This window comes from Streptomyces sp. H27-C3 (assembly GCF_030063415.1).
Taxonomy (GTDB): domain Bacteria; phylum Actinomycetota; class Actinomycetes; order Streptomycetales; family Streptomycetaceae; genus Streptomyces.
Genome location: NZ_JASITA010000018.1, coordinates 53,178 through 72,931, shown reverse-complemented (window position 1 = coordinate 72,931; position 19,754 = coordinate 53,178). Strand labels below are relative to the sequence as shown.

General features: G+C 71.0%; 18 protein-coding genes and 2 pseudogenes. 13 read left to right on the top strand and 7 right to left on the bottom strand.

Annotation, left to right across the window (positions count from 1 at the left end; genetic code table 11):
* Nucleotides 1–2 precede the first annotated feature (2 nt).
* From QMK30_RS19600 to QMK30_RS19590, 3 genes are all read left to right on the top strand, one after another.
* Complete coding sequence (locus QMK30_RS19600) at nt 3–692, top strand: HAD family hydrolase (protein WP_283519650.1); 690 nt, start codon at nt 3–5, stop codon at nt 690–692.
* Nucleotides 693–754: 62 nt separating this feature from the next.
* Nucleotides 755–1,516 carry a GNAT family N-acetyltransferase gene (locus QMK30_RS19595; protein ID WP_283519581.1) on the top strand — a complete coding sequence of 254 codons (762 nt, stop codon included), beginning with the start codon at nt 755–757 and terminating at the stop codon, nt 1,514–1,516.
* A 156-nt stretch (nt 1,517–1,672) separates the two neighbouring features.
* Complete coding sequence (locus tag QMK30_RS19590) at nt 1,673–2,314, top strand: TetR/AcrR family transcriptional regulator (RefSeq protein WP_283519580.1); 642 nt, start codon at nt 1,673–1,675, stop codon at nt 2,312–2,314.
* On the opposite strand, the gene QMK30_RS19585 is transcribed toward QMK30_RS19590, so the two are convergent.
* Nucleotides 2,302–3,789, bottom strand: a complete 1,488-nt coding sequence (locus tag QMK30_RS19585; protein WP_283519579.1) for an LVIVD repeat-containing protein — start codon at nt 3,787–3,789, stop codon at nt 2,302–2,304. The genes QMK30_RS19590 and QMK30_RS19585 overlap by 13 nt on opposite strands.
* A 143-nt stretch (nt 3,790–3,932) precedes the next feature.
* Between QMK30_RS19585 and QMK30_RS19580 the strand changes: the two genes are divergently transcribed.
* A complete protein-coding gene (locus tag QMK30_RS19580; RefSeq protein ID WP_283519578.1) occupies nt 3,933–4,607 on the top strand; it encodes a DUF305 domain-containing protein in 675 nt (224 codons plus the stop codon).
* Nucleotides 4,608–4,869: 262 nt separating this feature from the next.
* A complete protein-coding gene (locus QMK30_RS19575) occupies nt 4,870–6,216 on the top strand; it encodes an FAD-dependent oxidoreductase (protein ID WP_283519577.1) in 1,347 nt (448 codons plus the stop codon).
* A gap of 48 nt (nt 6,217–6,264) precedes the next feature.
* Here QMK30_RS19575 and QMK30_RS19570 read toward each other — a convergent pair whose 3' ends face one another.
* Nucleotides 6,265–6,621 (bottom strand): ArsR/SmtB family transcription factor, encoded by a 357-nt coding sequence (locus QMK30_RS19570; protein ID WP_283519576.1) that lies wholly within the window; start codon nt 6,619–6,621, stop codon nt 6,265–6,267.
* A gap of 159 nt (nt 6,622–6,780) precedes the next feature.
* Between QMK30_RS19570 and QMK30_RS19565 the strand changes: the two genes are divergently transcribed.
* Entirely contained in the window at nt 6,781–7,860 is a 1,080-nt protein-coding gene (locus tag QMK30_RS19565) for an NADH:flavin oxidoreductase/NADH oxidase (protein ID WP_283519575.1), read from the top strand.
* A gap of 62 nt (nt 7,861–7,922) precedes the next feature.
* Here the strand turns inward: QMK30_RS19565 and QMK30_RS19560 are convergent, their stop codons facing one another.
* The 4 genes and pseudogenes from QMK30_RS19560 to QMK30_RS19545 all read right to left on the bottom strand — a co-directional run bounded on the left by QMK30_RS19560 (nt 7,923) and on the right by QMK30_RS19545 (nt 11,686).
* Nucleotides 7,923–8,321: a hypothetical protein gene (locus QMK30_RS19560; RefSeq protein ID WP_283519574.1), complete on the bottom strand. Its 399-nt coding sequence runs from the start codon at nt 8,319–8,321 to the stop codon at nt 7,923–7,925.
* Nucleotides 8,322–8,559: 238 nt separating this feature from the next.
* Nucleotides 8,560–8,928, bottom strand: a pseudogene (locus tag QMK30_RS19555) (hypothetical protein); the annotation flags it as partial.
* A gap of 68 nt (nt 8,929–8,996) precedes the next feature.
* Nucleotides 8,997–10,880, bottom strand: a complete 1,884-nt coding sequence (locus QMK30_RS19550; protein WP_283519573.1) for a neutral/alkaline non-lysosomal ceramidase N-terminal domain-containing protein — start codon at nt 10,878–10,880, stop codon at nt 8,997–8,999.
* Between the two features lie 41 nt (nt 10,881–10,921).
* The gene (locus tag QMK30_RS19545) at nt 10,922–11,686 is read right to left on the bottom strand and encodes a class II aldolase/adducin family protein (RefSeq protein ID WP_283519649.1); all 765 of its coding nucleotides are present in this window, start codon (nt 11,684–11,686) and stop codon (nt 10,922–10,924) included.
* A 211-nt stretch (nt 11,687–11,897) separates the two neighbouring features.
* Here QMK30_RS19545 and QMK30_RS19540 point away from each other — a divergent pair, with 211 nt between their 5' ends.
* The gene (locus QMK30_RS19540; RefSeq protein ID WP_283519572.1) at nt 11,898–12,515 is read left to right on the top strand and encodes a TetR/AcrR family transcriptional regulator; all 618 of its coding nucleotides are present in this window, start codon (nt 11,898–11,900) and stop codon (nt 12,513–12,515) included.
* Between the two features lie 19 nt (nt 12,516–12,534).
* Here the strand turns inward: QMK30_RS19540 and QMK30_RS19535 are convergent, their stop codons facing one another.
* Entirely contained in the window at nt 12,535–12,807 is a 273-nt protein-coding gene (locus tag QMK30_RS19535; RefSeq protein ID WP_283519571.1) for a TetR family C-terminal domain-containing protein, read from the bottom strand.
* Nucleotides 12,808–12,831: 24 nt separating this feature from the next.
* Between QMK30_RS19535 and QMK30_RS19530 the strand changes: the two genes are divergently transcribed.
* The 6 genes and pseudogenes from QMK30_RS19530 to QMK30_RS19505 all read left to right on the top strand — a co-directional run bounded on the left by QMK30_RS19530 (nt 12,832) and on the right by QMK30_RS19505 (nt 19,706).
* Nucleotides 12,832–13,761 carry a saccharopine dehydrogenase family protein gene (locus tag QMK30_RS19530; RefSeq protein ID WP_283519570.1) on the top strand — a complete coding sequence of 310 codons (930 nt, stop codon included), beginning with the start codon at nt 12,832–12,834 and terminating at the stop codon, nt 13,759–13,761.
* A gap of 223 nt (nt 13,762–13,984) precedes the next feature.
* On the top strand, nt 13,985–15,070 hold the full coding sequence (locus QMK30_RS19525; protein WP_283519569.1) for a WD40/YVTN/BNR-like repeat-containing protein: 1,086 nt from the start codon (nt 13,985–13,987) through the stop codon (nt 15,068–15,070).
* Between the two features lie 34 nt (nt 15,071–15,104).
* The gene (locus QMK30_RS19520; protein ID WP_283519568.1) at nt 15,105–15,782 is read left to right on the top strand and encodes a uracil-DNA glycosylase; all 678 of its coding nucleotides are present in this window, start codon (nt 15,105–15,107) and stop codon (nt 15,780–15,782) included.
* Nucleotides 15,779–16,897: an N-acetylglucosamine kinase gene (locus QMK30_RS19515; protein ID WP_283519567.1), complete on the top strand. Its 1,119-nt coding sequence runs from the start codon at nt 15,779–15,781 to the stop codon at nt 16,895–16,897. The genes QMK30_RS19520 and QMK30_RS19515 overlap by 4 nt, the downstream gene beginning before the upstream one ends.
* 95 nt (nt 16,898–16,992) lie before the next feature.
* Complete coding sequence (locus QMK30_RS19510; RefSeq protein WP_283519566.1) at nt 16,993–17,919, top strand: sirohydrochlorin chelatase; 927 nt, start codon at nt 16,993–16,995, stop codon at nt 17,917–17,919.
* 133 nt (nt 17,920–18,052) lie between these two features.
* Nucleotides 18,053–19,706, top strand: a pseudogene (locus QMK30_RS19505) (IS1182 family transposase).
* Nucleotides 19,707–19,754: the final 48 nt, after the last annotated feature.

The window sequence follows — 19,754 nt, the reverse complement described above, 5'->3', positions numbered from 1 at the left end:
CGATCAAGGCCGTCCTCTTCGACTTCTCCGGCACCCTCCTGAGGATCGAACCGACCGGCGCATGGCTCCGGGCCGCCATCGACGAGCTGGGTCTCGACGTACCGCCCGAAGCGTTCACCCGGTACGCGCGGCAGCTGGAGGCAGCGGGCGCGCTGCCCGGCGGGGCCTCTCCCCTGCGGGTGCCGCCGCATCTCGCGGACCTGTGGGCCACCCGCGACGAGAGCACGGAGCGCCACCGCGCCGCCTACACGGGCCTCGCCCGCCAGGTGGAGCTCCCGGACGCACGCCTGTACGACGCCCTCTACGACCGCCACATGTCGCCGGACGCCTGGCGGCCGTACCCCGACACCGCCGAGGTGCTCGGCGAGCTGCGCCGCCGAGGCATCGGAGTCGCGGTGGTCAGCAACATCGGCTGGGACCTGCGGCCGGTGTTCCGCGCGCACGGGCTGGACGCACGGGTGGACGCGTACGTCCTGTCCTACGAGCACGGCATCCAGAAACCGGACCCGCGACTCTTCGCCGCGGCCTGCGAGGCGCTCGGGCACGATCCGCTGGAGGTCCTGATGGTCGGCGACGACCGGCACGCGGACGGCGGCGCGGCCGAACTGGGCTGCGCGGTGCGGTTCGTTGACCATGGGCCCGCCGATGAGCGGCCCGCGGGGTTGCGCCCGGTGCTCGACCTCGTCGACTGATCCGCCTCGCGCGGGATCCGTGCAGCCGCCGAGTCCGGGCGGCCCGTCGATACAGTGACCGCATGCCAGCCACGGATCTTGAACGCATCGCGGCCTTCCGTGCGTCCTTCGCCAGACGCCAGGCCGCCGAGACCACCGAGGTGCCCGGTGGCGTGGCGGTGCTGACCCCCGAGTACGCGCACTCCCCCGAACACAACCAGATCGTCATCGACGACACGGCGCCGCCCGCCCGGCTCCCCGCACTCGCGGACTCCGTGCTCGGGCACCTGGCCCACCGCCGGATCACCGTGCTGGACGACGCCGTGGGGGCCGCCGTTGCCCCGGCGCTCACGGCCGCCGGGTACACCCACGCGACCGAGCTCGTCATGGTGCGCTCCGGCAAGGCCGCCGCCCCCGACCCGCGGGTGCGCACGGTGTCCCTGAACGAGCTGCGGCCGGCCACCGTCCGGCAGTTCCGCAGCTGGCTGCCCGACGCCGACGACGGCGTCATCAGTCAGCTCGCCGATTCCCGCGCGGCCCGGCTCGGCGGCGCCGAACGGGTCGACTTCTTCGCCGTACGCGACGAGAACGGCACCATCAGCGCCTGGGCCGACGTCTATCTCGAACCGGATCAGGGCATCGCCCAGTTGGAAGGCCTCATCACCGCCGACCACCACTCCGGGCGCGGCTACGCGAACGCGATCCTGTCGACCGCCGTGCACCACGCCGGGGACTCGGCCCTGCTCTTCCTGGTGTCCGACCCGGAAGGCTGGCCGCAGCGCTGGTACGCACGCCGCGGTTTCACGGCCATCGGCCGGTCACACGTCTTCGCCTGGCAGGGCTGAGCCTCTCAGCTCCCCGACAGAAAACGCCATCCGTATCCGGCAGTCCCCCGCGCCGCCGGATAACGGATGGCAATCCCACGATACGGACCCCGGAAGGGGGCTGACGTGAGACAACTGAGTATATTGGCTCGTAGCCAGTCAACGCAGGAGTACAGCATGTCCCCGCGCAGCGCATCGGTCAATGAAGAGTTGCGACGACGTTCAAGGGAGCGGCTGCTGCAGGCGACCGTGGAGCTCGTCGGGGAGCACGGTTACGAGGCGACGAAGCTCGGAGACATCGCCGACCGGGCCGGCGCGGCCCGGGGGCTGGTGTCGTACTACTTCCCCGGGAAACGGCAGCTGCTGCAGTCGGCCGTGCACCGGCTGATGCACATGACGCTCCAGGCCGCGCTGGAGCGTGAGCCCCGCACCGAGGACGGTGACGAGCTCCTTGCCCGCGCCATCGACGCCATTCTGGGTCTGGCGCGCGAACGGCCCCGCCTGATGCGCACGCACATGGCGGGCATTTTGCAGGCCGAGGGGTTCGTGCAGTGTCCGGAGCAGCAGCGCCTCGCGCAGTTGCTCCGCGACACGGTGGTGCACTACGGCTCGCCCGATGCGGACGTCGACTATCCGCTGCTGCGCGCCCTGCTGATGGGGGCGGTGTTCGCCGTGCTGCTGCCCGGCGCCCCGATGCCGCCGGACCTGTTGCGGGCCGAGCTGTTCCAGCGGTACGGGCTGGACTGGGAAAGCGGCGTGTCGCCGGGCGGGGAACCGCCCGGCGACACGCGTACCTCTGAGTCCGGTCAGCGGCGGTAGTCGGGCTGTGTCTGGACGTTGAGCTCGTCCAGCCACACTCTCTTCGCGCCGTCCGTGCGCTTGTCGCTGAGCTTCAGGACGTCGAAGCCCTTCGCGATGTCGTTGGAGTAGATGTAGCCGTTGTAGTAGTACGCCGACCAGGAGCCGCCGGTCACCAGGGTGTCCGCGCTGAGGGGACCGCGCTCGAAGTAGGCGATCTCCTTGGGCTCGGAGGAGTTGGTGAAGTCCCAGACGGAGATGCCGCCCTGGTACCAGGCCTGGACCATGATGTCCTTGCCCTTGACCGGGATCAGCGAGCCGTTGTGGGCGACGCAGTTCTCGGTGTCCGCCTGGTGGCGGTCGATCTTGTAGTAGCTCTTGAAGACCAGCTTGCGCTTGTCGCCCTTGCCGGTGATGTCGTAGATGCCGTCGGCGCCGCGGTTCGGGCCGATGGCAGCGTTGCAGGTGGCCGCGCCACCGCCGCCGAGTTCGTCGGTGAAGACGACCTTGTTGGCCTTCTGGTTGAAGGTCGCCGAGTGCCAGAACGCGAAGTTCACGTTGTCCTGGACGCGGTCGATGACCCTGGGATTCTCCGGGTCCTCGATGTCGAAGAGGATGCCGTCACCCATGCAGGCGCCGGCCGCCAGGTCTTTGGAGGGCAGCACGGTGATGTCGTGGCAGCCGGTGGTCTTGGAGACACCCGGGTTGGTGGGCGAGCCCGGGTTGCCGCCGTCCGGGAAGAGCACCGGGAAGTCCACGACCGCGGACTTGTGCGGGGCATTGCGCGGCACCTTGATGATGGAGATCCCATCGTGCGGCGGCTGACAGTCCGGGAAGGTCGCACTCGGGGAGTACGAGGAGACGTAGACGTAGACGTCACGGCGCTCCGGCACGAGGGTGTGCGTGTGCGAACCGCATGCGGTCTCGACGGCGGCGACATACCTGGGGTTGCGCTTGTCGCTGATGTCGAAGATCTTCATGCCCTCCCAGGAGGACTTCTCCGTCGCGGGCTGCGTGGTGCTGGTGCAGGAGTCGTCGCTGCGCGAGGAGTCGGTGGAGAGGAAGAGCAGGTCCCCGGAGACGGAGATGTCGTTCTGCGAACCGGGACACAGAACCTGCGCGACGGTCCTGGGGACCTTCGGGTTGCTGATGTCGAAGATCCGGAAGCCGTCGTAATTCCCGGAGAAAGCGTACTCGCCCTGGAACGCCAGGTCCGAATTGGTGCCCTTGAGCGCGTCCTTGGGGATGTTCGCGAGGTGCTTGATGTTCTCGCTGTGGACGATCTCGTCCACGCCGGGTATCTCACCGCTCTCGATGGCAGCCCTGGCTTCGGCCTGCTGCGAGGTGGTGACGCCCTTCTTCTTCGCAGGCGCGTCTCCCGGGTCGGGGGTCGCGGCTGCGGTGCCTGCCGTCAGCAGGGTGGCGAAGAGACCGGCCGCGGCTACTGCCACGCCCAGACGTCTGCGCCGCACTCTGGTGTTGTGCAACGAGGTCACTGCGTCCTCCCTTGTGTCCGTTCATGGTTGAACGGTTCGCGGACCTCGGCAGTATCTTCCTTTGCATGCACATCTCAACAGATGGCAACGAAGACGTAATAGAAGTCGGTCTCCAAATGCCCGTTGTGTCCCAAGGAGTCACCATGTCGTTCCGTCGCAGGTCCGCACGTTTTCGACCGCTCGCCCTCACGGCGACGTCGGTCGCACTCCTTGCGTTCGGCCTGGGCGCCTGTGACGCGGGCGGCAGGGAAGACCGGGACGCGTCGCAGCCAAAGGCCGCCGCGGGGCCCTCGGTGGTGGCGCCGGGCAAGCCGGGCGAACCCGCGCGGACCCTGTCTGCGGACGAGGCGGCGAAGGCAGGCACGGACGACTCGCCGAACTCGGCGGACTTCAGTTACACACACATGATGATCAAGCACCACGGCCAGGCCCTGGTGATGGCCGAACTGGCGCCGAAACAGGCACATTCGACGCAGGTCAAGCGGCTGGCCGAGCGGATCGCGGGCTCCCAGGGGCCGGAGATCGGCGCCATGCAGGGCTGGCTCGACAACAACGGCGGGGCGAAGCGCAAGAACGTGCACCAGCACGAGGCGATGGCGGGGATGGCCTCCGAGAAGCAGCTCGCACAGTTGCGGGGGGCGCAGGGCGAGACCTTCGACCGTCTCTTCCTGAAGCTGATGATCACTCACCACGAGGGCGCCATCGCCATGGCCACCGATGTCCGCGCACAGGGGAACAACGTCCTGATCGAGGAGATGGCGAGCGATGTGGTCGCCCAGCAGACCGTCGAGGTCGGCAGGATGCGCGATATGAAGTGAGCCCTGCGCACCGAGGGCTCGCGACGCCGGTCCCGTGCCGGGCGGCCACCATCACGAGGCCTCCGCGGGCCGGCACCTGATCCGGCCGCCGAGCACCGCGACGCCGTCGAGGAGGAACGTTGGCGGGCCCGGCGTGCGTGTCCTGGACGCGATCCGCCGCCCACGCCCCTGCCCCGTGGCGCGAAGGCACTCCTCGCCCATCTCCCGCAGGACGGCACTTCGGTGCGATGCTGGAGACATCCTGCGGGAAGGAGCCCCCGCCGTGCTTCGCGTCGCAGTCATCGGTTCAGGCCCGAGCGGGGTCTATGCCGCGCAGGCCCTGGTGCAGCAGGAGGCGGTACCCGACGTGCGGGTGCACGTACTGGACCGGCTCCCCTGCCCCTACGGCCTTGTCCGGTACGGCGTCGCGCCGGACCACGAGAAGATCAAGTCCCTTCAGAACAATCTGCGGACGGTCCTCGAACACGAGCGGATCACCTTCGCGGGCAACATCGAAGTGGGATCGCCCGCACTTCCGGCCACCCGGCTCCTGGAGCTCTACCACGCGGTGGTGTACTGCGTCGGGGCCGCGACGGACCGCAGACTCGGCGTCCCGGGCGAGGACCTGCCGGGCAGCTGCTCCGCGACCGACTTCGTCTCCTGGTACAGCGCGCACCCGGACGCGGCCCCCAACGCCTTCGCGCTGGGGGCCCGTTCGGCCGTCGTCATCGGGGTGGGCAATGTGGCGGTGGACGTGGCCCGGATCCTCGCCCGCGACGCCCAGGAGTTGCGTCACACCGATGTGCCGCAGCCCGCGCTCGGCGCCTTGGCCGACAGCCTGGTGCAGGACGTGCACATGGTGGGGCGACGCGGTCCTTCGCAGGCGAAGTTCACCACCAAGGAGCTGCGGGAGCTGGGCACGCTGCCCGACGCCCGGGTGGTGGTCCGGCCCGACGAGCTGGCCCTGGATCCCGACTACGCGCGGCCGGCGGCCCTGCCCGCCGTGAACCGGCGCAATGTCGAGGTGCTGCGGGGCTGGGCGGAGGGCGACACCGAAGACCGGGCGCGCCGCATCCACCTGCGGTTCTTCCTGCGGCCCGTAGAGGTGCTCGAGGAGGACGGGCGGGTGGTCGGGGTCCGGTTCGAGCGCACCGTGCCGGACGGCTCCGGCGGCGTACGCGGCACCGGAACGTATGAGGACATCGAGGCCCAGCTGGTCCTGAGGTCGGTCGGCTACCGGGGGACGCCGCTCGCCGGGCTGCCGTTCGACCCGGCGCGCGGCACGGTGCCGCACGCCGCCGGGCGGGTCCTGCGGGACGGCGTCCCATCGCCCGGGGAGTACGTGGCGGGCTGGATCAAGCGCGGCCCGACCGGTGTGATCGGCACCAACCGGCCGTGCTCCAAGGAGACGGTGGCCTCGCTGCTCGCGGACGCACCCGCAATGGCCGGGCGCCCGCTCCCGGACGACCCCCTCGACGCCCTGCGCGCATCGGGGCTCAGGCCGGTGGAGTGGCCGCAGTGGCAGGCGATCATGGTGGCGGAGGCCGCGCTGGGGGTTTCGCTGGGCCGGGGCTCGGTGAAGCTCCACGACTGGGCGGGGCTGCTGGCGGCGGCGCACAGGACGGACTGAACCGGGTGGCGGCTCCGCCGGATCAGCGCGGTCGCTCGCCCCGGTGAATCAGCTACCGGCCCGCCCCAACCGGCCCTCCTGCCCGTCGGCGGCGACCAGGAGGCTGTCGAGCAGCCCGGGAAAGAGTGCGTTCAGGTCGTCGCGGCGGAGGCCGTTGAGCTTGGCCGTGCCCCGGTAGACCTGCTGGATCACACCGCTCTCGCGCAGCACCCGGAAGTGGTGGGTGGACGTGGACTTGGTGACGGGCAGCGTGAAGTACGAGCAGGGAAGCCCGATGTCGACCACCGCCATCTCGCGGACGACGCGCATCCTGATGGGGTCGGAGAGCGCGTGCAGCACCCCTTCGAGGCGGATCTCCTCGCGCGCGGGGTGCGCGAGTTCTCGACTGCTCGTGGCGGCGGTCACGGCGACTCCACTTCCATCCTGGATCTTCAGCTTGCGGCTTCGTCTTGATTCTTGGTCTTCGAGATTCCATTATACGAGAGACATCGTAGTTTGACATTCACCGTACTACGATGTGTATCGTACGACGCGTATTCGGCACCGTCGTGAATGGAGTCCACCGTGAGCAGCCTGTTCGAGCCCTACACTCTGCGATCCCTGACCATCCCGAACAGGGTCTGGATGGCGCCGATGTGCCAGTACTCGGCGCAGCCGACCGGTCCTGAAGCGGGCGTCGCCCACGACTGGCACTTCGCCCATTACGCCGCCCGCGCGGCCGGTGGCACCGGCCTCATCCTCGTCGAGGCGACCAGCGTGAGCCCCGAGGGCCGGATCAGCGCGTATGACCTCGGCATCTGGAACGACACCCAGGTCGAGGCCCTCGCCCGGATCACCCGCTTCCTCAAGAGCCAGGGCACGGTTCCGGGCATTCAGATCGCCCACGCGGGACGCAAGGCCTCGACCGGCCGCCCCTGGGTGGACGGCGGGCCGGTCGCTGTGGACGCGGGCGGCTGGCAGCCCACGGCCCCGAGCCCGGTCCCGTTCGCGGAGGGTCATCCCGTACCGGACGAGCTGACGACCGAGCAGATCCACTACATCGTCGGGCAATTCACGGCGGCGGCCCGGCGCGCCCTGGCCGCCGGTTTTGAGGTCGTTGAACTCCACGGCGCCCACGGCTACTTGATCGGTGAGTTCCTCTCCCCGCACTCCAACCACCGCACCGACGCCTACGGCGGCTCCTTCGAGAACCGCGTCCGCTTCGCCCTCGAAGTCGTGGACGCCGTACGGGCGGTGTGGCCCGAGGACAAGCCGCTGTTCTTCCGCATCTCCGCCACCGACTGGCTGGAGGAGAACGGCTGGGCCCCGGACGACACCGTCCGCCTCGCCGGCCTCCTCAAGGAGCACGGCGTCGACCTGCTCGATGTCTCCACCGGCGGCAACGCATCCGGTGTGAAGATCCCGGTCGGCCCCGGCTTCCAGGTCCCCTTCGCCGCCCGCGTCAAGGCCGAGACCGAACTGCCGGTGGCCGCCGTAGGGATGATCACCGACGCGGCGCAGGCCGAGAAGATCATCGCCAATGGCGAGGCTGACGCCGTCCTGCTGGGCCGCGAACTGCTCCGCAACCCGTCCTTCGCGCGGCACGCGGCCCGCGAGCTCGGCGGGGACGTCCACGTCCCCGACCAGTACCACCGGTCGGTCTGATCCGACGACCGGCACAGCGCACCGGCCCCCGCCGCATCCGTGGAACGCGGCGGGGGCCGGTGTCATGCCCGCCGCCGGAGGATGATGTCCGTGTCCGTGGCATAGCCCTGGGTCCACTGGCGACCGGGGCCCGATGTCCAGGTGATCTGGGCCGTGTTCCCGTCGATCTTGACGCGCTCGACCGTGATCGTACGCTCGCCGCCGCGCACGTCTCCCCGGCGCAACTCCCCCGCCTTGACGGTCACGGGTTCCGTCTGCCGGTTGCTGTCCGCCTCGTCGGCCGCGCGCAGGAGAACGGCCGCAAGCTCCCTGGCCTGCTCGGCAGTGGCGACGAGACCGACGTACGCGCCGCCCCGCGCACCGATGTGGACCTGCCCGGCGCCGGCCTTCCCGGCGGGCCCGGCGGCCACCTCAACCCGGCCCGCCGAATCGTCCACGGTGTGCATACGGATCTCGGGCATCGCTGTCTCCTCATGCGCCGACTCGTACGCCGACGGATTACGCCGACGGACCGGCGGCTCTCTGCGGGCGTGCGCGCCCACCGCGACCGTACCGACGTCACCGGTCCCCGACGTCACCAGTCCCCGTCGGCCACCGGTTTCCCGGGCGCGTCCTTCAGTGGCTTGACCTGGTGCTGCGACGGCTCCTGCCACGGCGTGTGGTCGTCGCCCAGCCATTCTCCGGCGGGCTTGACGCCGCCCAGGGCTGGCGCGGCAGCGCCAGATAGTTCTGCGGGTCGTGCGCGAGCCGGCTGCTCCAGGGCTTCCCTGACACCGCGCACACCTTGCCCACGCCCACCTGGAGGGCGGCCGGCTCCACGGTCCCGGAGAAGCTCAGCCACATCGCCTCCCGCAGGTAGACCGGGAGCATCACCCCGCCCCGCTCCACCCACTGTGCCGGAGCCGTGTCCGGGTAGTCCTCGACCCTGCGCAGCGGGAAGGAGCCCAGGCCCGGCGGCAGCGCGTGCGTCCCCTTCTCGGGCAGCCGCAGCGTACGTACGCACCGCACCCCCACCCCGCCCGGCAGCAGCAGGCTGTCCCCGTCGATCCGCACCGACCCGATGGCCATCGGCGCACTCCCCTCAGTTCGCTTCGCTTCCGCAGGTACAACGGCGCTTCCGCACCTCCCGGTTCCGCCTACCGCCCCGGCACTTCGAAGGGACCGGTCGCGCCGGTGAACGGGCCCGACGTCGTATCGCCGAAGTAGCGCAGCCGGTAGCTGCCGGGCGCGGTGTCCGCCGGGACGTCCCAGGTCACCGTCACGGTGGAGGCCGATCCTCCGGCCGCCGCCCAGCGGAAGGTCGTGGACCAGTCGCCGTCGTCGGCGGTACGGATCCAGTCGCCCTCGCCGCCGTCTCCACCACCCGCGCAGAGCCGTTCCACCGCCAGATAGGTGCCGCCCCGGCGCAGGTCGTTGCCGGGGTGCGCGGCGACGAACCTGGCGGTGACCACGCTGCCGTCGCGTCCGAAGGACAGCACGTCGCCGAAGTCCCGGCCGGGATGGGGGCTGTCGCTCCCCTGCCGTCGGTGGCGCCTGCGCGGCGGCCGCAGCCGCTCCGGCGTGCCGCGCCCTGCCGGTACGCCGTCGCGCATCGCTTCCGCGAGACCGGCCGTGCTCTGGCACAGGGCGGGCAGTTCCCAGCGTCCGAAGAGGGTGCTGCCGCCCTCGTACTCCTGGGCGTCGTACTCCTCGGGGGTGGTCACGTAGTGCGCGTACGCGTTGCTGTACCCGGCGACGAGCACCTGCGCCGGGTCAGCGCCGACGATGTCCGCGACGGTACGGCGCAACCGGAGCCCCGCCACGATGGTGACCTCGGCGGGCAGGCCGATGAGGTACAGCGGTCCGATCCGCAGGAGTTGGACCGGGATCCTCTCCTGGATCACGGGCCTCAGGCGGTTGACGAGGCCGGCGGGCAGGCACAGTCCCTTGGGTGACTGCGCGTCGCGGAGTCCGGGCGCCAAGGGGTAGATGACCTGCTGCGAAAGGGTGTCCCAGAGCAGGTTGCGGCCGGGCCTGAAGCCCTTGAAGCCCGGTCCGTCCGCCCAGGCACCGGCGAAGGCCGACGCGCCCGCGACCGGGCCTGAAGTGCGGTGCGTACGGCCGTCTCCGGTGAATTCGGGCCGTACCGTCACCTTGGAGAGGTCGACATGGGTGAGCCGCGCGTCCAGACGGCCGGTCAGCTCGTCGCCGTCCAGGGCTAGGGCCGCCTCGTACTGGCGGCTGCCGATGATGCGGGTGTTCTCGAACTCGTCCTCGGTGGGGCCGCTGCCCGGCCGCAGAAGGAGATTGGGCGACATGTCACCGGCGTTGGTCTGCGCGAACGCCGTCACGAGGCCCGCGCTCTTGGCATGCCGCTCCCAACAGGACGCGGCGTAGCCCTTGTTGTCGGCGCTGATGAGCGTGTTGGTGTTGGTCATGGTGGTGTTGTGGGTGGCGAACCAGTTGACCGCGCCCGCGAGCCGCCCTTCGCGTTCGATGCGCAGCACGGTGGTCTGCGGGTCCACGGCGTGCGGGAAGTGCGCCCGGTCGGCGGCGGGGTTGCGGTCAAAGGCGCGCCGTGAGCGGTTGACGCTGGCGCCCAGCAGTTCGCCGTGGGCCAGCCGCAGTACCGCCGGGGCGAGGTCGGCGTGGGCGGCTCGGGCGGCCTCGACGATGCCGTCGACGATCGCCCGGTAGGTCTGCTCGCGGAATCCGCCGGTGTTGCTGTTGTAGAGCTCGTGGTGGAAGTAGCCGCCGGGGCCGCAGTGGGTGTGGGTCGCGGTGATCATCACGTTGGACTCGGTGTAACCGTCGGGCAACCGTCGCAGGACGTCCCTGACGACGCCCGCGGACATCAGCGGCAGCTCACAGACGACCAACAGGATCCGCCGGCCCTCTCCATCGCAGAGGGCGAACGCCCTCGCGTGCAGCCGGGTGTGAATGCCCGTCGACTGCTGCTCGGCCTTGCCGTATCCGAGCATCCCGCAGCCCGCCGCCTCCCCTGTGATGTCCGCGATGCCACGCCCGGCCAGGTAGCTCATGTGCGTACTCCTTCAGGGGAGTTCGGTGGGGGCCGGCGGGATCAGTCGAAGAGGTCGGGGTCGGAGGCGGTGATCCGGTCCCACAGCGGCCGGGCCTGGAACCAGCCCGCGAAGTGGCCGCCGACCTGGCCGCGGGTGCGCAGCGCGGTGTCGCGGTCGATGAGCTTGGGCGTGCCTGCGGCCATCGCCAACAGCTGGGCCTGGCAGGAGCGTTCCATGGTGATGAACCACCAGACGGCCTCGGCGACGGACCGGCCGACCGTCAACAGGCCGTGGTTCTGCAGGATGACGGCCTTGTGCGGGCCCAGGGCCGCACCGATGCGCTGGCCCTCCTCGGCGTCGCTGACCACTCCGGTGAAGTCGCTGTAGAGGCCGTGGTCCTCGAAGAACGCGCAGGCGTCCTGGGTGATCGGGGCGAGCGGAATACCGAGGCTGGAGAAGGCCTTGCCGTGCAGCGAGTGGGAGTGCGCGGCGGCCAGCGCGTCGGGGCGGGCCTTGTGCACCTCGGAGTGGATGACGAAGGCGGCCCGGTTCACGGGACGGGCGCCGTGCAGCAACGTGCCCTCGTGGTCGACCAGGATCAGGTCGGAGGCCTTGATCTGGCCGAAGCTCATGCCGAAGGGGTTGACCCAGAACCACTCCGGGTTCTCAGGATCACGCACGGTGATGTGCCCGGCGACCCCCTCGGAGAAGCCGAACTTGCCGAACAGCCGAAATCCGGCGGCAAGTTGCTCCTTGCGGTAGCGCCGTTCGGCGTCGACAGAGTCGAAGACCGGGGGCGTCGGGACCGAGCCCCCCTCGGGCATCGGACCTACGGCTGCGGCGATGACTTGGGTCATGGTGGGCGACGTCGCGGCGGTCATGGTTGCCTCCTCGTCCATCGGATACGTCGTACGTATCGGATACATTCACGTATCCGATACGGGTCGGGATGCTTTCCGAGGTCGTACGGACTGTCAAGGGTCCTGGGAGAACCGGGAGTTCCGTAGATTTCCGGGGATTTCCGGGAGGTGGGCGATGCCCAAGGGACCGACCAAACGCCGGCCGCAGACGCTGGCGCGGCTGTTGGACGCCGCGCGCGAGGTGTTCGCCGAGTCCGGCTTCCGGGGCGCCGGGATCGAGGACATCTGCCGCCGGGCCGGCTTCACCCGGGGCGCCTTCTACTCCAACTTCCGGACCAAGGACGAGCTGTTCTTCGCGCTCTTCGACGCGCACGCCGACCGGGAACTCGCGCGCATCGCCCGGGCGGCCGCGGAAATCAGTGACGACGAACTCACCGTCGGCCGGATCGCCGAGGTGCTGGCGTACACCGAACCGGACGAGCGCACCTGGTTCCTGGTGACCACCGAATTCACCCCGCACGCCATCAGGGACCCGCGGGCCGCGCGGATGCTCGCCGATCATGACGCCCGGCTGCGCGAGGAGGCGGTCCGGCTGCTGCACGGCCTCTTCGCACGGGCCGGGCTGCGCCTCACGGTCGCCCCGGACGAGCTGGTGCGGATCGTCATCGCGATGCGCGAGGGGGCGCTCGGCCAGAGTTACGTCGAACCGGGGCGGCTGGCTCCGGGGGCGCTCGCCCACCGGTTCCTGCCTCTGCTGCTGTCGGCGTCGACCACTCAGGACCGCACGGCCTGAGCCGCGACCCCAGTCGTCCTCAGCGCGCCCTGACCAGTGCGCCGAGGAGGAGTTCGGCCTCGGCCGCCACCACCGGTAGCCTGCCTTCCGGGTCCTCGGCGCGCGCCAGCAGCATGCCCGCCTCGCACAGCGCGCCGAAGACCAGCTGGCAGCGGGCGGTGAGGTCGCCGTCGGCGATCAGGCCGTCCTCCGCCGCTGCGGTCATGCCGTCGCGCAGCACGCGCAGAGTGTGCTCGTACTCGATCTCGCGCACCTGCTCCCAGCCAAGCACGGACGGTCCGTCCAGCAGCACGATGCGGCGGAAGTCCCGGTCCAGGTGGCGCCCCTGGACGACCCGAAGGCCCTGCGCCGACTGACCGAGAGCGCGGCCGCGCTGATCCACTGCGCGGGTCCTTACGCCGAGACCGGCGCAGCCGTCGCTTCGGCCGCGGCCGAAGCGGGGTGCCACTACCTCGACCACGCCGTCGAACCGCACCCCGTCAAGCACCTCTTCGACACCCTCGACGAACCGGCGCGTCGCTCGGGCGCCGTCCTGGTCCCCTCGATGAGCTTCTACGGCGGCCTCGCCGACCTGCTCGCCTCGGCGGTGACCGCGGGGATGGCCGCCGTGGACCGGGTGACCGTCGGCTACGCGGTCACCGGCTGGCGCATGACGCCCGGCGCGCGGCGGACCGCCGAGCTGTTGATCGCTGAGATCGACCGGGTGACCTTCACCGAGGGCGCCCAGAGGGTGGGACCGGCCGAGATCCGCAACGCGGTCTTCCCCTTCCCACCGCCGCTGGGACCGCGCACGATGATCGCGCCCTTCCCGTCCAGCGAGGTCGTCACGATCCCGCGGCACATCGCGGCGCGCACCGTCGAATCGCAGCTGACCTCGTCGACCTTCGAGGAGGAGCAGGTCTTCACGAGCGAGGGGGCGAGTGCGCAGGAGCGCGCCGGGACGGAGTTCACCGTCGCGGTGCAGGCGACCGCTGGGCGGCGGCGGCCGGAACGGCCATCTGTGGGGGCGCGACATCTGGCGGGCCGGGGCACTGGCCTCGGTGGTGGCGGCAATGCGGCTGACGGGCGGCGAGGCGCCCGCGCGGGCCGGGGTGCTCGCCCCGGCCGAGGCGGTGCCCGCCGCAGCGTTCCTGGGCGAGCTGGAGCGACTCGGCGCCTGCACGGTCGCCGCGACACCCGGCCGCGGGCCGTCCTGACCTCGATCGACCGACCGACCGACGGGCCGACCGCCGACCGCCGACTGTGAATCGTGGTCCTGGTCCTGGTCCTGGTCCTGGTCCTGATCCTGGGCGGACCGCACTGGTCACCGACCGGCCGTCCCGCGCCCCCGCCGCCCCGTCCCCGGCCGGCCGCTCCGGGCCGGGACAGACCGCACTGACCTGGGACAACACCCGCTCCAGGGGCCACTGTCAGTGGGTGGGTGCACACTGACCCGTATCTGAGACATCGGCGTCCTGGAGGTGTCGGCAATGACCGACGTACTGCTCACCGTAGGTACCCGCAAAGGACTCTTCATCGGCCGCAGGCGCGGCGGGGAGTGGGAGTTCGACGGGCCGCATTTCAACGCGCAGGCGGTGTACTCGACGGCCATCGACACCCGCCGGGCTGCGCCCAGGCTGCTGGTCGGCGGGGACAGCGCGCACTGGGGGCCGTCCGTCTTCCACTCCGACGACCTCGGCGCGACCTGGGTCGAGCCGAAGCAGCCGGCGGTGAAGTTCCCGCAGTTCACCGGGGCTTCGCTGGAGCGGGTCTGGCAGCTCCATCCGGCCGGGCCCGCGGCGCCCGACGTGGTGTACGCGGGCACGGAGCCGGCCGCGCTGTTCCGCTCCACGGACGGCGGGGAGTCCTTCGAGCTCGTTCGATCACTGTGGGAGCATCCGACTCGCTCCCAGTGGGTGCCGGGCGGTGGCGGTGAGGGGCTGCACACGATCGTCACCGATCCGCGCGACGCCCGGGCCGTGACGGTCGCGGTATCGACCGCCGGAGTGTTCCGCTCGACGGACGGCGGCGAGAGCTGGGCGCCGTCCAACAAGGGCGTCTCCGCGGTCTTCCTGCCGGACCCCGACCCGGAGTTCGGCCAGTGCGTTCACAAGATCGCGCAGGATTCGGTCGATCCGGACCGGCTGTACCTCCAGAACCACTGGGGTGTGTTCCGCAGCGACGACGCGGGGGCGCAGTGGCACGACATCGGGGCGGGCCTCCCTTCCACCTTCGGCTTCGCCGCCGCCTCGCACCCGCACCGCGCGGACACGGTGTACCTCTTCCCCATCGCCGCCGACTCCGACCGAGTGCCCGCGGACAACAAGTGCCGGGTCTACCGGACGAGCGACGCGGGTAAGAACTGGGAGCCCCTGTCGGCCGGACTGCCCGCCGAAGCGCACTACGGGACGGTGCTCCGCGACGCCCTCTGTACGGACGACGCGAATCCGGCGGGCGTGTATTTCGGCAATCGCAACGGTGAGCTCTTCGCGAGTGCGGACGACGGGGACAGCTGGCAGCTCCTCGCCTCGCACCTGCCGGACGTACTGAGCGTGCGGGCGGCGGCCGTCGGTTGATGGGGGCGGGGTCCGCGCCAGTAGAGTGACGTTCGTGGCAGCAAGACCGTTGAAAGAGATCGTCGAGCCGGGCTGGGCAGACGCACTGGAGCCCGTGGCCGAACAGATCGCCGCGATGGGCGACTTCTTGCGTGCGGAGATCGCCGCGGGGCGTACCTACCTACCGGCCGGTGCGAACGTACTGCGGGCGTTTCAGCAGCCGTTCGCCGATGTGCGGGTCCTGATGGTCGGCCAGGACCCCTACCCCACACCGGGGCACGCCGTGGGGCTGAGCTTCTCGGTGGCGCCGGAGGTGCGACCGCTGCCGGGCAGCCTGGAGAACATCTACCGCGAGATGCACACCGACCTGGGTGCGCCCCGCCCGTCCAACGGTGATCTGACGCCCTGGACGCGGCAGGGAGTGCTGCTGCTCAACCGGGCCCTCACCACGGCACCCCGCGCGCCCGCGGCGCACCGGGGCAAGGGCTGGGAAGTGGTGACCGAGCAGGCCATCCGGGCGCTGGTCGCGCGCGGCGGGCCGCTGGTGTCGGTGCTGTGGGGGCGCGACGCCCGCAATCTGCGTCCCCTGCTCGGCGACCTGCCGGCCGTCGAGTCCTCGCACCCCTCACCCATGTCCGCCGACCGTGGTTTCTTCGGCTCGCGCCCGTTCAGCCGGACCAATGAACTACTGGTCCGCCAGGGCGCGCAGCCGGTTGACTGGCGGCTGCCGTGACGGTGCCGGCCGGGGCCGCGCCCCACGGCGGTACGGGACCCTGGGTGCTGGGGGTGGACTCCGGCGGCTCGGGGCTGCGGGTGGCCCTCGCGAACGCCGGGAACGGCCCGGACGATGGGAACGGACTGCACACCGGAAGCGGCGTCGGCGCCGGGGACAGTGTCGGCGCGGGAAGCAGCGTCGGCGCCAGGGAAAGCGTCGGCGTCGGGCCGGTGTGGAACGCCACGTCCCGGGTGCCCGTACGCACCGGACCCGCCGGAATCGACGCCGGGCACCTGCTGGACCAACTGCTGCCCATGGTGCGGACGTTGCTGGATCGGGCCGGGGCCGGCGCCGTGTCGGCCGTCGCGATCGGCGCCGCCGGAATGGCGACGCTCGGCGCCGACCTGCGCGCCGAGCTGCCAGGGACGCTGGCGCGGTCGCTCGGCGTACGGCGTCTCGCGCTGGCAGGAGACGCCGTCACGGCGTACGCGGGAGCGCTCGGCCAGCGCCCCGGAGCGGTGGTCGCCGCCGGTACCGGGATGATCGCGCTGGGCACCGATCTGACCGGCTGGCGCCGGGCGGACGGCTGGGGGCACCTGCTGGGCGACTGCGGCGGGGGTGCCTGGATCGGGCGGGCCGGGCTCGACGCGGCGATGCGCGCCCATGACGGCAGGCGCGGCGGTTCCCCGGCGCTGCTGGCCCGGGTGGAAGCGGTTTTCGGTCCCGCTCCCGAATTGCCCGCGCTGCTCTACCCACGCACCGACCGGCCCGCGGTGCTCGCCTCCTTCGCGCCGGAAGTGGCCCGCTGCGCCGCCGCCGAGCCGGCCGATCCGGTCGCCACTGGGATCCTGCGGGAGGCCGCCCGGCACATCGCCGACGCCGCTGACGCCGTGTGCCCGCCGTCCGGGGACTGCGAAGTCGGCCTCGCCGGCGGGTTGTTCAAGCTGGGCGACCCCCTCCTCGCACCCCTGCGGGACGAGCTCGCCGCGCGATTGCCGCAGGCCCGGACGGTGATGGCCGCAGGTGACCCGCTCGACGGGGCGGTGCTCATCGCGACGGCGCTGACCACCGGGGGCCTGCGCCTGCCGCTCGATGCGCGCCTGCTGCACGTACCGACAGAGCAGGGCAGTTGAACTCAAAGCGACTCACGGGACAAAGAGGGACAGATACCGCTTGATTGGGCCCTCCCCGAACGGTCGGGCACCCAAAGCCAGTAGCATGCGGCGCCATGAGCTCCCCCACTGGGCCAGCATCCGGCCTGCCTGTACGAATGCCGCGACCCCGCCAGTCCGGACGGCACCGCCGCCCGGAACCCGCGGTGGCGCCCGAGGGCGCGCCCGCGCTCGTCCTCGCCGTCCCCGGCGCCCCGGGCAGCGCTCCGCGCAGCCTGGCGGAAGAAGTCATCAGCATCGCCCGCTCCGAGCTGCCCGGCCTTGACGCCAGAATCGGCTACCTCGACGGCGACGATGCCGAATACCCCTCGCTCGGCAGCGTGCTCGCGCACGCCGCCACCGAGCGCACCGCCCGCTACGAGCAGGCACTCGCCGCGGGCCGCGACGCCACGGAGCCGCAGGGCGTCGTCGCCGTCGTGGTGCCGCTGCTGGCGGGCCCGGAGAACGCCCTGATGCGCCGGATACGTCAGGCCGTCATGGACAGCCGCGCCGCGGCCGAGCTGACCGATGTCCTCGGCCCGCACCCGCTGCTCGCCGAGGCGCTGCACGTACGCCTCTCCGAGGCCGGTCTGGCCCGCGCCGACCGCGCCAGGCTGTTCACGGTCACCACGGCGGCCGACGGCATCATCCTGGCCACTGTGGGCGGCGACGAGGCCGTGCAGGCCGCCGGCATCACCGGCATGCTGCTGGCCGCGCGGCTCGCCGTGCCGGTGCTGGCCGCCGCGCTCGACCAGGAGGGTTCGATCGCAGCCGCCGCCGAGGAGCTGCGTGGTTCGGGTTCGGCGCAACTGGCGCTCGCTCCGTACGCGATCGGCCCCGAGGTACCGGACAGCCTGCTCGAAACCGCCGTCAAGGAGGCCGACTGCGCGACGGCCGAGCCGCTGGGCGCGTACCCCGCGATCGGCAAGCTCGTGCTGTCGCACTACTCGACGGCGCTGGGCATCGCGCCGCAGCAGCAGACCCAGGGGGCGCCGGTCCGCTGACCGCCGGGAGCCGTCGAAGGGCCCGCACCGATCACTCGGACGCTGTTGGTTAATTCGGGCCTGAGCGTGACGTCGGCCTTCAAGACCTGGTTGTGGTCTTGAAGGCCGACGTTGTCGTATGGGGTGGGTGGAGATGTCGATGCGGCCGAAGGGGTCGGGGGAGGTCCCGGCGGAGACGGTGCGGGTGGCGCGGGCCGCGTTCCCGAAGGGGAGCCTGGCGATCCGGGTCCGGGACGAGCTGGGTCCGTGGTTCAGCGACGAGGAGTTCGCGGATCTCTTCCCGGCGCGGGGGAAGCCTGCCTGGTCACCGGGGCGGCTGGCGTTGGTGCTGGTGTTGCAGTTCGTGGAGGGGCTCACCGACCGGCAGGCCGCGGAGGCGGTGCGGGCGAGGATCGACTTCAAATACGCGCTCGCGCTGGAACTCGGTGATCCAGGCTTTGATTTCTCGGTGTTGTCGGAGTTCCGGGACCGTCTCGTCGAAGCGGACGCGGGCCGACGGGTGTTGGACGGCATCCTGAACGCGGCCCGGGACAAGGGTCTGTTGAAGACGGCGGGCCGGGCCCGTACTGACGCCACGCATGTGCAGTCCGCGGCACGGGAACTGTGCTGGCTGGAGATGGTCGCGGAGACGCTCCGTTCGGCGTTGAACGCGCTCGCGCAGGCTGCCCCCGACTGGTTGGTGGAGATCGCCGAACCCGACTGGTTCAGGCATTACACCACCCGGGCCGAGGACTCCCGGTTCCCCAAGGCGCACGCCAGGCGGGTGGAGGTCGGTGAGCGGATCGGGAGGGACGGAACGCGGCTGCTTGAGGCCGTCTTCTCGACCCGGGCACCGGCCGGGCTGCGGGAGCTGGAGCGGGTGAAGATCCTGCGGCAGATGTGGGTCCAGTATTTCCACCCGGTCGGGGGCGAGGTGCGGCGGCGGGACCCAAAAGACCGCCCGCCGGGCGCGACGCGCCTGGTCACGCCCTATGACCCCGAGCCCCCGAGGTCGTAAGAAGCGCGACATCCTGTGGGACGGATACAAGGCCCATCTCACCGAGACCTGCGAGCCGGACACCCCGAACCTGATCACGAACGTGGCCACGACCGACGCCACCGTCCCGGACCGCGTGATGGCCGGCCCGATCCATGCCTCCCTCGCCGCGCGGGACTGCCTGCCCGGCGAGCACTGGGTCGATGCCGGATATCCCAGCGCCGCCGCACTGGCGACCGCCCGGCGTGAGCACGGCATCGAACTGCACGGGCCGCTGCAAGCGGTCACCGTCGCCCAGTCGAAGAACGGTGGCGGCCACGGACAGGACGCCTTCACCATCGACTGGGACCGGCAGCACGTCACCTGCCCGAACGGAGCCACCAGCACCTAGTGGGCCCTGCGCAGTTCTCAGCAGCGACTTGGGGTGATCCGGGTCAGATCCTCCCCTGCCGACTGCCGTTCCTGCCCCGCACTGCGCGACTGCGTCAGCTCACCCAGGGCCGAACGCAGAGAACTCACCCTGCGCCAGCAGGACGAGCACCAGACCCTCCAGCACACCCGCGCTCTCCAGCAGACCGACGGCTGGAAGACCCGCTACAAGATCCGTGCCGGCGTCGAAGGCACCATCTCCCAGAGCGTTGCACGTTGCGGCCAGCGCAGATCCCACTACCGGGGCCTGGCGAAGACCAGCCTCCAGCACCAGCTCACCGGCGCCGCGATCAACCTTGCCCGCATCGACGCCCACCTCACCGAAACACCACGGGCCCGCACCCGCACCCGCCACTTCGCAGCACTTCGCCCCACCGGATAAATCCGGCGGGGCGAAGCAGGACCCGAATTAACCAACAGCATCCGATCA

Bases quoted from the DNA above. Each gene is read 5' to 3' on its own strand.
- QMK30_RS19595 (WP_283519581.1), top strand. From the start codon at position 755: ATGCCAGCCACGGATCTTGAACGCATCGCGGCCTTCCGTGCGTCCTTC.
- QMK30_RS19590 (WP_283519580.1), top strand. From the start codon at position 1,673: ATGTCCCCGCGCAGCGCATCGGTCAATGAAGAGTTGCGACGACGTTCA.
- QMK30_RS19580 (WP_283519578.1), top strand. From the start codon at position 3,933: ATGTCGTTCCGTCGCAGGTCCGCACGTTTTCGACCGCTCGCCCTCACG.
- QMK30_RS19560 (WP_283519574.1), bottom strand. From the start codon at position 8,321: ATGCCCGAGATCCGTATGCACACCGTGGACGATTCGGCGGGCCGGGTT.
- QMK30_RS19550 (WP_283519573.1), bottom strand. From the start codon at position 10,880: ATGAGCTACCTGGCCGGGCGTGGCATCGCGGACATCACAGGGGAGGCG.
- QMK30_RS19545 (WP_283519649.1), bottom strand. From the start codon at position 11,686: ATGCCCGAGGGGGGCTCGGTCCCGACGCCCCCGGTCTTCGACTCTGTC.
- QMK30_RS19540 (WP_283519572.1), top strand. From the start codon at position 11,898: ATGCCCAAGGGACCGACCAAACGCCGGCCGCAGACGCTGGCGCGGCTG.
- QMK30_RS19525 (WP_283519569.1), top strand. From the start codon at position 13,985: ATGACCGACGTACTGCTCACCGTAGGTACCCGCAAAGGACTCTTCATC.
- QMK30_RS19510 (WP_283519566.1), top strand. From the start codon at position 16,993: ATGAGCTCCCCCACTGGGCCAGCATCCGGCCTGCCTGTACGAATGCCG.